At 62.8% G+C, this 13,280-nt stretch carries 12 protein-coding genes; 8 read left to right on the plus strand and 4 right to left on the minus strand.

Annotated features, from left to right (window positions below):
• Positions 1 to 229: 229 nt before the first annotated feature.
• Genes petA through B5J99_RS05000 form a run of 3 tightly spaced genes read left to right on the plus strand, consistent with a single transcriptional unit; the run spans position 230 to position 2,965 of the window.
• Positions 230 to 784: a ubiquinol-cytochrome c reductase iron-sulfur subunit gene (gene petA / locus B5J99_RS04990; protein ID WP_369814855.1), complete on the plus strand. Its 555-nt coding sequence runs from the start codon at positions 230 to 232 to the stop codon at positions 782 to 784.
• Positions 785 to 796: 12 nt separating this feature from the next.
• Positions 797 to 2,092: a cytochrome b gene (locus B5J99_RS04995; protein ID WP_054135033.1), complete on the plus strand. Its 1,296-nt coding sequence runs from the start codon at positions 797 to 799 to the stop codon at positions 2,090 to 2,092.
• Positions 2,093 to 2,122: 30 nt separating this feature from the next.
• Positions 2,123 to 2,965, plus strand: coding sequence for a cytochrome c1 (locus B5J99_RS05000; protein ID WP_054135032.1), 843 nt, complete (start codon positions 2,123 to 2,125; stop codon positions 2,963 to 2,965).
• Positions 2,966 to 3,273: 308 nt separating this feature from the next.
• Here the strand turns inward: B5J99_RS05000 and B5J99_RS05005 are convergent, their stop codons facing one another.
• The 4 genes from B5J99_RS05005 to B5J99_RS05020 all read right to left on the minus strand — a co-directional run bounded on the left by B5J99_RS05005 (position 3,274) and on the right by B5J99_RS05020 (position 8,480).
• Positions 3,274 to 3,903 (minus strand): hypothetical protein, encoded by a 630-nt coding sequence (locus tag B5J99_RS05005; RefSeq protein ID WP_117353362.1) that lies wholly within the window; start codon positions 3,901 to 3,903, stop codon positions 3,274 to 3,276.
• 68 nt (positions 3,904 to 3,971) lie between these two features.
• Positions 3,972 to 4,985 (minus strand): sterol desaturase family protein, encoded by a 1,014-nt coding sequence (locus tag B5J99_RS05010; protein WP_069051024.1) that lies wholly within the window; start codon positions 4,983 to 4,985, stop codon positions 3,972 to 3,974.
• Between the two features lie 153 nt (positions 4,986 to 5,138).
• Positions 5,139 to 6,065 (minus strand): MBL fold metallo-hydrolase, encoded by a 927-nt coding sequence (locus B5J99_RS05015; protein WP_245991748.1) that lies wholly within the window; start codon positions 6,063 to 6,065, stop codon positions 5,139 to 5,141.
• A gap of 9 nt (positions 6,066 to 6,074) precedes the next feature.
• Positions 6,075 to 8,480: a TonB-dependent receptor gene (locus tag B5J99_RS05020; RefSeq protein WP_117351739.1), complete on the minus strand. Its 2,406-nt coding sequence runs from the start codon at positions 8,478 to 8,480 to the stop codon at positions 6,075 to 6,077.
• Between the two features lie 759 nt (positions 8,481 to 9,239).
• Between B5J99_RS05020 and B5J99_RS05025 the strand changes: the two genes are divergently transcribed.
• Genes B5J99_RS05025 through B5J99_RS05045 form a run of 5 tightly spaced genes read left to right on the plus strand, consistent with a single transcriptional unit; the run spans position 9,240 to position 13,268 of the window.
• Positions 9,240 to 10,322 carry a putative urea ABC transporter substrate-binding protein gene (locus B5J99_RS05025; RefSeq protein ID WP_117351740.1) on the plus strand — a complete coding sequence of 361 codons (1,083 nt, stop codon included), beginning with the start codon at positions 9,240 to 9,242 and terminating at the stop codon, positions 10,320 to 10,322.
• Positions 10,323 to 10,353: 31 nt separating this feature from the next.
• Positions 10,354 to 11,169, plus strand: a complete 816-nt coding sequence (locus B5J99_RS05030) for an ABC transporter permease (RefSeq protein WP_117351741.1) — start codon at positions 10,354 to 10,356, stop codon at positions 11,167 to 11,169.
• Positions 11,166 to 11,972, plus strand: coding sequence for an ATP-binding cassette domain-containing protein (locus tag B5J99_RS05035; RefSeq protein ID WP_117351742.1), 807 nt, complete (start codon positions 11,166 to 11,168; stop codon positions 11,970 to 11,972). Before B5J99_RS05030 ends, B5J99_RS05035 begins: the two co-directional genes overlap by 4 nt.
• A gap of 37 nt (positions 11,973 to 12,009) precedes the next feature.
• On the plus strand, positions 12,010 to 12,447 hold the full coding sequence (locus tag B5J99_RS05040) for a CopG family ribbon-helix-helix protein (RefSeq protein ID WP_369814856.1): 438 nt from the start codon (positions 12,010 to 12,012) through the stop codon (positions 12,445 to 12,447).
• Positions 12,444 to 13,268 carry an urea amidolyase associated protein UAAP1 gene (locus B5J99_RS05045; RefSeq protein WP_117351743.1) on the plus strand — a complete coding sequence of 275 codons (825 nt, stop codon included), beginning with the start codon at positions 12,444 to 12,446 and terminating at the stop codon, positions 13,266 to 13,268. Before B5J99_RS05040 ends, B5J99_RS05045 begins: the two co-directional genes overlap by 4 nt.
• Positions 13,269 to 13,280 lie beyond the last annotated feature (12 nt).

The following is a 13,280-nucleotide window of genomic DNA, read 5'->3' on the forward strand; positions in this document are numbered from 1 at the left end:
TGGGCCGGTCGCGCAATTTTGTGCGCGCCATCATCCGTCATTCATGAAAACTATGCTGCGCCGCGCCAATTTCGTTGTTGGCAAAATGACGTTTTTGCGTCTATCAGGCCCCCAATCATGCGGACGGGCGAAGGGCAACGCCGTGCCATGCCGCTTTCAGCATCGAAAAAATCAATCAACTTTTCAATAGCTTGAGGGTCAGGTTAGCGACATGGCAGAACAAGTAACCATGAATCAAGACGGTAGCGCGGCCATCGAATCCGATGGTGTCCGTCGCCGTGACTTCATCAACATTGCAGCGGTCAGCTTTGCAGGCGTTGGTGCAGCCACGGTTCTTATCCCGCTGATCACGCAGATGGCGCCCAGCAAGGACGTCCTCGCCCAGGCCTCGACCGAAGTCGATGTTTCGGCGGTGGAACCGGGCCAGGCGATCAAGACCGTGTGGCGCAAACAGCCGATGTTCATCCGCAACCTGACGCCGGCCGAAATCGACGCCGCCAACAAGGTGGACGTGAACTCGCTGCGCGATCCGCAGTCGCTCGCCGACCGTACGCTGGAAGGCAAGACCAACTGGCTGGTCACGCTGGGCGTGTGCACCCATCTGGGCTGCGTGCCGCTGGGCGCGGCGCAGGGCGAGGTGAAGGGCGAGTTCGGCGGCTATTTCTGCCCTTGCCATGGTTCGCATTACGATACCGCTGCACGGATCCGCAAAGGTCCGGCCCCGACCAACCTTGTCGTGCCGGAATATGAATTCCTGTCTGACACAGTCATCAAGATCGGTTGAGGAGCATAGAAGATGAGCTTTTCCTGGGCCAAGCATTACGAACCGAAGTCCGATCTGACCAAATGGCTGGATCAACGCCTGCCGCTGCCGCGGCTGGTCTATGGCGCGATCGGCGCCGGCTATCCGGTTCCGCGCAACCTGAACTATTTCTGGAACTTCGGCGTTCTCGCCGGGGTCGCCCTGGTCATGCAGATCGTGACCGGCATCATCATGGCGATGCACTATGCGCCCAACGCATTGGTCGCCTTTGATTCCACGGAACACATCATGCGCAATGTCAACTGGGGCTGGATGCTGCGCTACGCGCACGCCAACGGCGCCAGCTTCTTCTTCATTGTTGTGTACATCCACATCTTCCGCGGGCTGTATTTCAGCTCGTACAAGGCCCCGCGCGAAATGATCTGGCTGCTCGGCCTGGTCATCTTCCTGCTGATGATGGCGACCGCCTTCATGGGCTATGTGCTTCCCTGGGGCCAGATGAGCTTCTGGGGTGCCAAGGTGATCACCGGCCTGTTCGGCGCGATCCCGCTGGTCGGCGAGCCGATCCAGACCTGGCTGCTGGGCGGATTTGCGCCCGACAACGCCGCGCTGAACCGCTTCTTCTCGCTGCACTATCTGCTGCCGTTCGTGATTGCCGGTGTCGTTATCCTGCACATCTGGGCGCTGCACATTCCGGGTTCGTCGAACCCCACCGGTGTGGAAGTGAAGTCGGAATCGGACACCGTTCCGTTCCACCCCTATTACACCGCCAAGGACGGCTTCGGCCTCGGTGTGTTCCTGATCCTGTTCTGCTCGGTGCTGTTCTTTGCGCCGAACTTCCTGGGCCATGCGGACAACTATATCCCCGCCAACCCGCTCTCGACGCCCGCCCACATCGTTCCCGAATGGTATTTCTGGCCGTTCTACGCGATCCTGCGCGCCTTCACCTTCGACTTCTTCATCGTGCCGGCCAAGCTGCTCGGCGTGCTGGCGATGTTCGCCTCGATCCTGCTGCTGTTCTTCCTGCCCTGGCTGGACCGTTCGCCGGTGCGTTCGGGCAACTATCGTCCGCTGTTCAAGATCTTCTTCGTGATCCTGGTGCTGGACGTGCTGCTGCTGGGTTATCTGGGTGGCGCGCCGGCTGAAGAGCCGTTCGTGATGCTCAGCCAGCTGGCTTCGGCTTATTACTTCGCGCACTTCCTGATCATCCTGCCGATCATCGCGAAGATCGAAAAGCCCAAGCCCCTGCCCTTCTCGATCACGGAAAGCGTGCTCGGCCGGGACAGCATCGGCACCGCTGGCGGCCCCGCGCTGCAGCCCGCCGAATAACGCCAGACGCTAAAAGGAAAGTCATTCGACATGATTCGCATTGGTGCATTTTTGGTGGGGTTGTTCTTCAGCGGCTGGCTGCTGGTCTCGTTCGGTGTGGGAGCGGTCGCCTATATCAGCGAGCCGCCGCAGGAAACCGCAGAGCATGCCTTCCACGAACACCCCAAGAAGCTGTCGCTGAGCAGCGACGGCCCGATGGGCAAGTTCGACCGCCAGCAGCTGCAGCGCGGTTTCCAGGTCTACAAGGAAGTCTGCTCAGCCTGCCATTCGATGCGGCTGGTTGCCTTCCGCAACCTGGGCGAGCTTGGCTATAACGAAGACGAAGTGAAGGCGATCGCCGCGAACTGGCCCGCCCAGACCCCGTCGATCGATCCGGCCACCGGTGAAGCCACGACGCGCAAGCCGCTTCCGGCCGACTTCATCCCTTCGCCGCATGCCAACGAAACCGCTGCCCGCGCAGCCAACAACAACGCCCTGCCGCCTGATCTTTCGCTGATCACCAAGGCGCGTCATGGCGGAGCAGCCTATATCTACTCGCTGCTCACCGGCTATCAGGAACCGCCGGCGGAACTCGCCAAGCGCTTCCCCGATGCCATGCCGGGACCGGGCCTGAACTATAACCCCTACTTCGCGAACCTGAACATCGCGATGGCCAACCCGCTGGGCAGCGATGGTATCGTCACCTATTCGGACGGCACCAACGCGACCCGTGAGCAGATGGCCAAGGACGTGGCAGCGTTCCTGGTTTGGACCGCAGAGCCCACGCTGGAAAAGCGCCACCAGACCGGCTGGGCCGTGCTGATCTTCCTGATCATCGCGACGGGCCTGGGCTATATGGCCTATCGCAACGTGTGGGCGGGCGTGAAACACTAAGCTTCGCATCGCTCCACCGCAGACAACCGATCCGGCCCGGAAGTGCAGACTTCCGGGCCGGATTGCATTTGGGGGGTGCGAGCGGGCGCTCTGCGGTGCGCTGCGGGCCGTGATGCCTGGCAAGAGCGGGTAGAGAGGTGATGCTGTGCGCTGGGGCCTTGGCCTCTCTCCTCGACGCGGCGAGCGAGGGAGCCGGGCACGCAAAAAGGCTAGGAACGAAGCAGCCACATCAAGCCGGGCGCGAACAGCGCATCGGGTGGCGGATGATGTGGGACTGGGCTCGGTGGCGCCGGGACCAGGGGCCCCTCTCAGCTTTCGTGCAGCGCCTGCCGCAAGCGCTTGCGGATCAGCCAGTCTTCCAGGATCCGCCCGGCGACGAACAGCACCGCAAAGATCGCGGCGAAGACATAGGCTGCGGTCGGCGAATGCTTCTTGTCCTTGGCCTTGTCCTTCGCCTTGTCCTTTTCGTCCTTTTTCGGCTTTTCGGGGGCCGGTGCGCCAAGGAACTGATCGATCGGGTTCAGCGTCTGGACCTTCTTGTCCTTCGCCTCCTGCTTGGCCTTTTCGGCCTTCAGTTCGGCCTCGGTCGGGGGGCCTTCCAGCACGCCGATACCCACGATCATCTGGCCGAAGGCGATGAACAGCAAGGGCGCGAGCAAGCAAAACAGCAGCGCGCGGCTGTACAGCCGATAGCGCAGCACCGCGCCGTCCGCGCCCTGTTCGATCTGCAGCGCTCCTGCATCGAAGATCGACATCCTGTCCTGCGCGGCCTGGTCCTTCTTGGTGAACACCAGGGTCTCGCCGCTGCGCTCGCAGCTGGTGCCGGGCTGCTGCAACAGCGGATCAAGCCTCGCAAACGCCTCTTCCCCCGACTGGCCCGGCGGCAGGGGAACGCTGCCCCGGATGTTCCAGAGCCAGTCGATGAAGCGCAGGTTCATCTGAAATCCCTGCAACAAGGGTGTCTGAGGATGAGGGCTATGGTCGCCGAGCGACTGGGCCTGGTCGATCATTCAGCCGCAATCGCATTGCTGTCGGCAAAGGGCGCGTCCGGCGTGGCCTCGCGCTTGCCGAAGCGCTGCTTGGTCGTCTTCCAGCCTTCGGTGAAGGGGAACAGCATCTGTTCGCGGATCGACATGCGGCGGCCGCCTTCCATGCCCAGCAGTTCGGCCTCGCCGTCGACACAGGTACCGAAAATCCTGTCGATGAAGATGAAGTTGCTGGCATAGTTGCTGCGCGTCGCCTCGAAATCCTGCGAGTGGTGCAGGCTGTGATGCTCGGTGGTGTTGAACAGGAAGCGCCACCAGGCCGGCGTGTTGAACCGCACGTTGATGTGCTGATACACCCCGATCGACATGCCGATCGCGCCCGCGAGCAAGGCTGCCCGCGGCAGGAAATCGAACAGCCCGCCAATGCCAAGGCCGATCAGGAAGAGCTCCACCGGGTTGCCCACCGCGCCCTTGTTGATGTTGAGCTGGGTGATGTAGTGGTGCACCGAGTGAGTCAGCCACAGCGGGTACCAGTTGTGCATGCCGCGGTGCATCCAGTACTGGCCGAAATCGAACATGAACAGGATCAGGAACGCCTGGACCAGCAGCGGCAGGCCGGTGAACCAGCTGAATTTGCCCCAGTCATAGGTGCTCAGCAGCGATTCGATCAGCACATCGCTGCCGATGTAATTGTCGACCATGTTGAGGATGGTATAGCCCAGCCCGACATAGAACAGGTCGGTGACCAGCTCCTTCCAGGTCAGCTGCCAGCTTTCGAAGCGCGGGTTGACCCATTCGAGCACCAGCAGCAGCACGCGGAACGCGATGCCGATGCCGATCGCGGTCGAGGCCTTGGCGATCGAGTTGGGGGCGTAATACCAGAACAGCACCATCGCGAAGAGAACCGCAGGCTGGAAATAGGTGAAGACGAACTGCTTGACCGGCCCGCCCTGCACCCGCGGGATGTTTTCCCAGCCGATGGTGACCGGCGATTGCCCGCCGATGATGCGATTGCCTACGCGAACTCCGTCCATATGCCTGTACTCGCAGTTGCTGACCCGGTGACCTTGGATAAGCCGCAGAAAACCGGGGCATCAGGATGATGAAATTCAACTTACCGTCGTGAAAACCGCCCCATCACGCCAGATGGCAATGCGGTATAGATCCCATAGATCTGGTCTATGTCGTCACTCCGCACGGGCACCCACCGGCATGATGATGAAGTGGTCGTGCACCTGGCCCTGGTCGGGCACGTCGAGCCTGGCGGTGAGCCCCTGGCGCAGCTCGGCGATCGCGGCAGCGGGCAGTTCCAGCGCATGTTCGTCGGGGTGGCTTGCCACCTCGTGGGCATAATCTCGCCCCGGCGTCCGGGTCATCTCGATATGCGCGCCCAGCACCGCGCGGATCGGGTGCCGTTTGGCAAAGGCCGCCAGCCGGTCGATGCTCTTGCGGTTGTCGCCCAGGAAGTTGACCGGAATGTAGAGCCGTCCGGGATAGAGCGTGTCGCCCGAAATCAGGAGTTTAAGCTGCGGATCATAGACCATGATCGCGGCGGCCTGATGCCCGGGGGTTGCCAATATGCTGAGCGCGCGGCCACCCAGATCGAATGTCGCAACATCCCCGGGCCAGGGATCGATGCCGAAGAACGCCGCGACATCCGCCGGCTTCAACCCGACGACCACCGTGCCGGGCCGCTTTGCGAACGCGGCGTCCGCAGCGATATGGTCCCCATGGGAATGGCTGTGCGCGACGATCAGCGGGATCGCGCTGCGCTTGTGCGCGATCAGCCATTCGGCGATCAGCCGGTCGACGGTCGGCACGATCTGCCCACCGTCCGCGCCGCTGTCGATCAGCAGCACCTTGTCGCGCCCGAACAGCAGATAGAGGAACGGCGCCTCGAAATTGCTGTGGACCGACTGGCGGATGACGAAGGTATCCGCGTCGAGCGCCTGGACCTGGGTGGCGGGTTCCGCGCCGTTGGTGCCGTCGATCCAGCGCTCGGCAAACAGCCGGGCAGGCGCTGCGGTTTTTGCCCCGGCTGGCGGGGTGCCTGCCAGACACCCCGCCAGCAGAACCGCCGCGCCCAGCCTGATGAAAGGTTGCAGACCCGACACCCGCGCGGCTCAGTACTTGAACCGCGCTTCGATGCCGAAGGTGCGGGGGTTGATGACGTTCTGCCGGAAATAGCGCAGCCGCACGCCATCGTTCAGGCCGACGCGTGACCGGTCGTTGGAAACCGAGCCGACCGCATATTTGTCGAAGATGTTGCCCGCGAACACGCCGATGCTGAACTTTTCGGTGTCATAGAACACCGATGCACGGTGCGTGGTGAAACTGGGCAACTTGTCGCCAAAGGCACGGTCCCAGCCAATACGGGTGACGACGCTGCCGCGATAGGTTGCGGTCCAGTCGGCAACGATGCTGCCCTCACCCAGGGGTGCCGTATAGGTGGCCCCGAGACTGCCGCTGTTCCTTGCCGAGCCGGGCAGGCGGTCGCCCGCAAGCGCATCCAGCCGGATGGGACGGCTTGGATATATTCCGGCGGGACTGTTGACCGCGATGAGCGCGGGAACATCCTGTGTGAGCCTCGCATCCAGATAGGCATAGGTTCCCTGGATCGACACACGTGGAACCGGCCGCAGCTGGAACGAGGTTTCAAATCCTTCGGCCTTGCCCTTGCCGCCATTGACGGTGATCCCGACAACCCCGTTGATGGTCGCAGAACCGACCTGAATACCGTCCCAGTCGATCGTGAACGCATTGGCGTTGACCGTCAGCATTCGGTCGAAAAGCTGCGCGCGGACGCCAATTTCAATGTTCTTGGTTGTATCCGGCAGGAACTGTTCCTCCTCCGGCAGAGCGCACACCGCCTGTTGGCCTGGTACCAGTGGTCCGCAGGGTGCCACAGAGTTGGGACCGCCAACGCGATAGCCCTTGCTGTAGGTGGCGTAGAGCATGATGTCGGGCGTGAAGTTGTAGGAACTGTTGAACTTCCACACCCAGCCATTGGCCCCGGCATCCCCGCCAGCCGGCGGCAGATCGAAAGGACTGATGGGATCGCCCAGGATGGGCAGCACTGCGCGGCCCGCAATGGACGAAGTATAGTCATAGTAGCGCGCGCCTGCCGTTACCTGCCATTCAGGCGTGATCCTGAAGGTGCCCTCACCGAAGATCGCCTTTTCGGTCACTTTCGACCGGGTGAAGGCTGCATATTCGACCTCGTCTGGATTGGGCTGCGTTCCGAACGCTATGAAGGGGTGGTTGGGCAGGCGTTCACGACCAAAGCTGTCGAGCCTCTGTTCGTTGTAGAAACCGCCGAGAACCCAGTTGAATGGGCCGCCATGGCGCGAGACGAAGCGGATTTCCTGGTTGAATTGCTTGCGGCGATTCTGGTTCTCATTGAAGCCCGCAAAGGCCGGGAACGATTCATAGCCATAATCGAGGTCAAGCAGCAGGTCGGTAATGTCGCTGCTCGTGTTGTTCTTGACATCGGTATAGGCGGTGGTCGCGACCAGATCGGCAATATTGCCGAGATTGGCGTTGATCTCGACGCTGGCAAGGTGCGCCCGGCGCTTGACCGGCTCGAGAAAGCGGACCGCGCTTTGATACCGACCGGTGCCAAACACGCCATCGCTGTTGTACTGGCCGCCATCGGTCTTGGTCTGCTGGAAGGCGTAAGTGAGGATGACCTTGAAGTCTTCGCTCGCCTGATACAGCAACTGGTTGCGGGTGGTGATGGTCTTTTCGAAATTGACGTCGTTCTCGCGCCGCAGATTTGCCGCATAGCCTGCCGGGGTGACGAAATTGGGCCCGTTGGGCTGAGGCAGCGAAATGCCGGGACGCTGCACCAGCAGCGGATAGTCGATAAAGCCGGGGTCGAAATAATATCCCGTGGCCGACCGAAACGCGAGGTGATCCTTGATGATCGGGATGTTGATAACCGCGTCAGCCTGATAGCCCAGATCGCCGCTATGCTGCTTGGCGTAGAAGCGGCCGTGCACCTCGCCTTCGAAACGATCGAGGTTGGGCCGGTTGGGGATGTTGCGGATGGCACCTGCCAGGGTGCCGAGGCCGTACAGCGTCCCTTGCGGACCCAGCAGGACTTCCACGCGGGCAATATCGATCAGCTTGAAATCGTAATAGAGCGGGACTTCTCCCAGATAGATGCCAAGCGCGTTGTCGAAGGAATCCCCGGTCGCGCTCGAATCCGACGCATTGAGACCGCGCAGCACGATGCTGCCGGTGGAACTGGGCCCGGTATCGACGATGGTGAGACCCGGTGTGAAATCGGAGATGTCGCGAACGTCATCGATCCGCTGCTTTGCCAGCTCGTCCGCGCCGATCGCGCTGATGTTGATCGGCACATCCTGCAGCGAGGTCGCGCGCCGGGTTGCGGTGACGACGATGGTGTCGGCGCTGTTCGGGGCTTCGGATTCCTGCGCGGAATCCTGCGCGAACGCGGGACCGGTGCCAAAGCCCATCAGCATGGTTGCGCCAAGCAGTGTGTTGCGGAACATTTTTCGTGTCATTCGGACCCCCCTTATCGGTGAGCCTTTCGTGTGAATGACATCCTTCCCCTCTGGCGCTCTGGCTAGGCCGGCACCTTGTCGGCCGTGTTCCGGCCCTTGTTTTTGAGACAGAAATCGCCCCGGCATTTGATTGCCGGATATCTGGCAAGGTGCCCTCCCAGGTCACCATGACCGCCTGCGAGGTTAAGGCTGCAGACCCGTGCACCCGGCTGATACCCGGCGGCGTGCATCAGCAGCACATCGCCGAAAAGAGCATCAACTGAGGCCTGGCCTTGGTCCACTCACCCTCGCTTGGAACTATCGGTTTTCTTTCACCCGCCATCGCAGAAACGATGTGCTTAACGGTATGGATATTACGTAATGCGTCAAGCGTAATATTTTTGCACCTGCTCAGTATGAACGAATTTCATGCTGCAGCGCACAAAATGACGCTTTTCCAAGCCGTTGCTCTGTCTCCGCATATGTCCGGAAATGCCCGTTTGAGGCGCGGGGTGAGGGAACAAGATCGCCGCACCGAATCACTTTGGCCGATTTGCAACACCCGGCCCCCTTCGACTCGCTACGGCGGCTATCTCCCGAATTTGCCGGGAAAATGGTCTTCCGGGTGCGCTGCTGCAACAGCTCAGGCAAGCCGAGACACCGCCTCCGACGTGCAGCGCGCGCGCCATCTTCGGTATTACGCTTTTTTCTGCGGGTAATATTTTTAGATGGACAACCGCCACAACTCTGCGATGCTGCGCTGCGAAAGGGGATCGAATCATGATGAGGCTTTTGGGCAAACTCGGCACTGCAGTGCTGATCGCAGGGTCTCTCATGCTGGCAGCCTGTTCGCAGGGCCCCGATCCCAAGACTGAAGCAAAGACCGAGTTCACCATCGGCTGGTCGATCTATGCCGGCTGGATGCCCTGGCCCTATGCGCAGCAGGCCGGCATCGTGAAGAAATGGGCGGACAAATACGGCATCACGATCAACCTGGTGCAGGTCAACGATTACGTGGAATCGGTCAACCAGTACACCGCGGGCAAGTTCGACGGGGTGACCGTCACCAACATGGACGCACTGACCATCCCGGCAGCCGGCGGCAAGGACACCACCGCGATCATCGTCGGCGATTATTCGAACGGCAATGACGGCATCCTGCTCAAGGGTGCAAATTCGCTCGCCGCGCTCAAAGGCCGCCAGGCCTATCTCGTCGAGCTGTCGGTCTCGCACTATCTGCTGGCGCGCGGGCTCGACAAGGCGGGACTGAAGGCGCCCGATGTCAAGACCGTCAACACCTCGGACGCCGATATCGTCGCCGCCTTCGGTGCGCCCGATGTCACCGCGGCGGTCGCGTGGAACCCGCAGCTTTCGGTGATGAAGGCCGAGAAGGGCGTGAACCTGGTGTTCAGCTCGGCCGATATTCCAGGCGAAATCCTCGACCTGATGGTGGTCGACACCGCCACGCTCAAGGCCAACCCCAATCTTGCCAAGGCGCTGGTCGGTATCTGGTACGAAACCGTCGCGCTGATGCAGCGCCAGGATGCCGAAGGAAAGGCCGCGCGCGCTGCGATGGCCAAGCTTTCCGGCGCCAGCCCAGAGATGTTCGACAGCCAGCTGGCGACGACCTTCCTCTATGCCGACCCCAAGTCAGCGCTCGCCGCGACCACCTCGCCCTCGCTGGTCGAGACGATGACTTTGGTGCGCGACTTCAGCTTCTCCAAGGGCCTGTTCAAGGGCGCGAGCTCCGCCGACGATGTCGGCATCGGCTTTCCCGGCGGCAAGACATTGGGCAATCCCGACAGGGTGACGTTGCGCTTCGACGACAGCTTCATGAAGCTCGCCGCCGACGGCAAGCTCTGATCGGTCGGCGGCGGCAGGAGAGACAACGGGCATGCGCTGGGTCAACCTTCATCTGAGCCGCGGCCAGCGCGTCCTGCTGGGGGCAGCGCCGATCGTGCTGCTGATGCTGGTCTATCTGGTGATGGCGGCGCAGCGCCATGCCGACAACCCCATGGACAAGATCCTGCCGCTGCCCGGCGCGATGATCACCGCCATGTCCGCGCTGATGTTCCAGCCGGACCAGCTCACCGGGCAGCTCACCTTCTGGGTCGATACGCTTGCCAGCCTGCAGCGGCTGGGGCTGGGCCTGGGGATCGCGACGATCACCGCGCTGGTGGTCGGGCTGGTGCTCGGCGTGCTGCCACCGGTGCGCGCGACCTTCGGCCCGCTGGTCACCGGCATCGCGGTGATCCCGCCGATCGCATTGCTGCCGATCCTCTTCATCGCCTTGGGGCTGGGCGAGACCGCCAAGGTGGCGCTGATCGTCATCGGCATCGCGCCCGTCATGGTGCGCGATATCGCAGCGCATGTCGGCGCGCTGCCGCCTGAGCAGATCATCAAGGCGCAGACCCTGGGCGCAAGCTCGTGGCAGATCATGATCCGAGTCGCGCTGCCCCAGGCGATGCCGCGGCTGATCCATGCGGTGCGCATGGCGCTGGGTCCGGCCTGGGTGTTCCTGATCTCGGCAGAGGCGATCGCCTCGGACGTCGGGCTTGGCTACCGCATCTTCCTGGTACGCCGCTATCTGTCGATGGACGTCATCATCCCCTATGTCGCGTGGATCGCGTTGCTCGCCATCCTGATGGATGCGGCGCTGACCTGGACCGGCAGGCGGGCGTTTCCCTGGGCGACGGGAGCCAGCCATTGACCGAGCCTGTGCTTCCCGGCCCGATCCTCAGTCTGCAGAATGTGTGGGTCGAATATGGCGACAAGATCGTGCTCGAGCGGGTCGATCTCGATATCGCGGCGGGATCGTTCGTCTCGATCGTCGGGCCCTCGGGCGCGGGCAAGAGCAGCTTGCTGCGGATCATCCTGGGCCAGGAGCGCCCGACACGCGGCGCGATCGCGCTGGATGGCGCGCCGCTCGCGCCCGAATGCGGACCCGATCGCGGCGTCGTCTTTCAGCGCTACTCGGTGTTTCCGCATCTCTCGGCGCTGGGCAACACCGTGTTCGGGCTGGAGTGCGCGCAGGCGCCGCTCTCGGCGCGATTGTTCGGATCGGCTCGCCGCGCCGCGCACGCCGAAGCAGAAGCGATGCTCCACGCGGTGGGCCTCGGCGATTCGATGCACCTGTATCCCGCGCAGCTTTCGGGCGGGATGCAGCAGCGGCTGGCGATCGCGCAGGCGCTGATCAAGCGCCCGCGCATCCTGCTGCTCGACGAGCCGTTCGGCGCGCTCGATCCGGGCATTCGCGCCGACATGCACAAGCTGATCCTGTCGCTGTGGCGCGATTATCAGCTCACCATCATCATGGTGACGCACGACATCCGCGAGGCGTTCACATTGGGAACCCGCGTGCTCGCGCTCGACAAGCGCCGCCACGATCCGCACGCGCCGCACCGTTTCGGCGCCACCGCGGTTTACGACATCGCGCTGCGCAAGGACCCCGAGCCTGAACCCGAAGTCCCGCCGATTCCCCTGCCCCAAGCCCAACCACAAGAGAGTGCCTGACGTGAGTACCGAACCCACAAGCCTTGCCCGGCTCTCGATGAGCCTGCCCGGCGAGCTGTTTCGGCAGCTCGACAACATGGTGGAGGAACGCGGCCTGCCGTCGCGCTCGCAGCTGATCGCCGAGCTGATCCGCCACGCGCTCGCCGAGCACGAGGCGTACACCCGCCCCGACGAGATGCTCGCGGGCACCATCACCATCGTCTATCGCGGCGACCGCGGCCGGGTGCGCCATCAGCTCGCACAGACCCAGGCGGAGTATCTCAAGGAGGTCATCTCCTCGCAGCACGTCTTCCTCGAGGACGACCAGTCGCTCGAGGTGCTGCTGGTGCAGGGCCCAGCCGTGCGGTTGAAGGATCTTTGCGATGCACTGCGCCGGGTGCGCGGGGTGCATCAGCTCCAGCTGGTCACCACCACTGCGTTGCTGCCGCCGCTGTACGAGCCCGATGCAAACCTTGCAGAAGGAGCCGCCGCATGAGCGCTGTCCTTGCCGATCCGAACGCCGCGCGCGAGCATGCCCGGTCGATGGCGGGCACCAGGGTCGAGGCGATGCCGCTGCTACCGCCGGTCGCCGCCGACCTGCCCGAGGGCGTCTCGCCCGACGATCTGGTGTGGGAAGAGACGATTGCAGCAGGCGGCTATGCCACGCGGCGGCTGGCGCGCGGCACCCGGTTGCGGCTGATCGACACCGGGGGCGATGCCTGTGCCGCGCTGCAGCTGTTCAACGCCGAGATACCGACCGAACGGCTCAATGTCGCCGACACCGTCAAGGTGCAGTGGAACGCCTATCTGGGCGCGGGCAAATTGCTGCTGTCGGACATGGGCCGGGTGCTGATGAGCATCCTCGAGGACGATGCGGGTACGCACGATGCGTTCTGCGGAACCTCGAACGCTGCCACTAATGCCGCGAAATACGGCGATGGCAGCAACAGCGGTCCGCATCCCAACGGCCGCGACCGCTTCCTGCTCGGCGCCGCCAAGCACGGGCTGCAACGGCGCGATGTCCATCCGTGCATCACCTTGTTCAAGGGCGCGAAGATCGCCGCAGACGGCGCGATCGTGCCCGAGATCGGCCCGTTCGCAGGCGGTCGCAGCGTGACCTTGCGCGCCGAGATGGAGGTGATCGTGGTCATCGCCAACGTGCCGCATGTGCTCGATCCGCGTGCCGACTACACCGTCACTCCGCTGCGCGCGACCGCCTGGCGTGGCCCGGTGACCAGCGAAGACGACGCCATCCGCAATGCGACGCCCGAAGGCCAGCGCGCCTTCCTGAACGTCGAAGACTATTTCCGCCGCTGAAAGAAGGAGCCT

Origin of the sequence: Blastomonas fulva, assembly GCF_003431825.1 — a bacterium.
Lineage (GTDB): Bacteria > Pseudomonadota > Alphaproteobacteria > Sphingomonadales > Sphingomonadaceae > Blastomonas > Blastomonas fulva.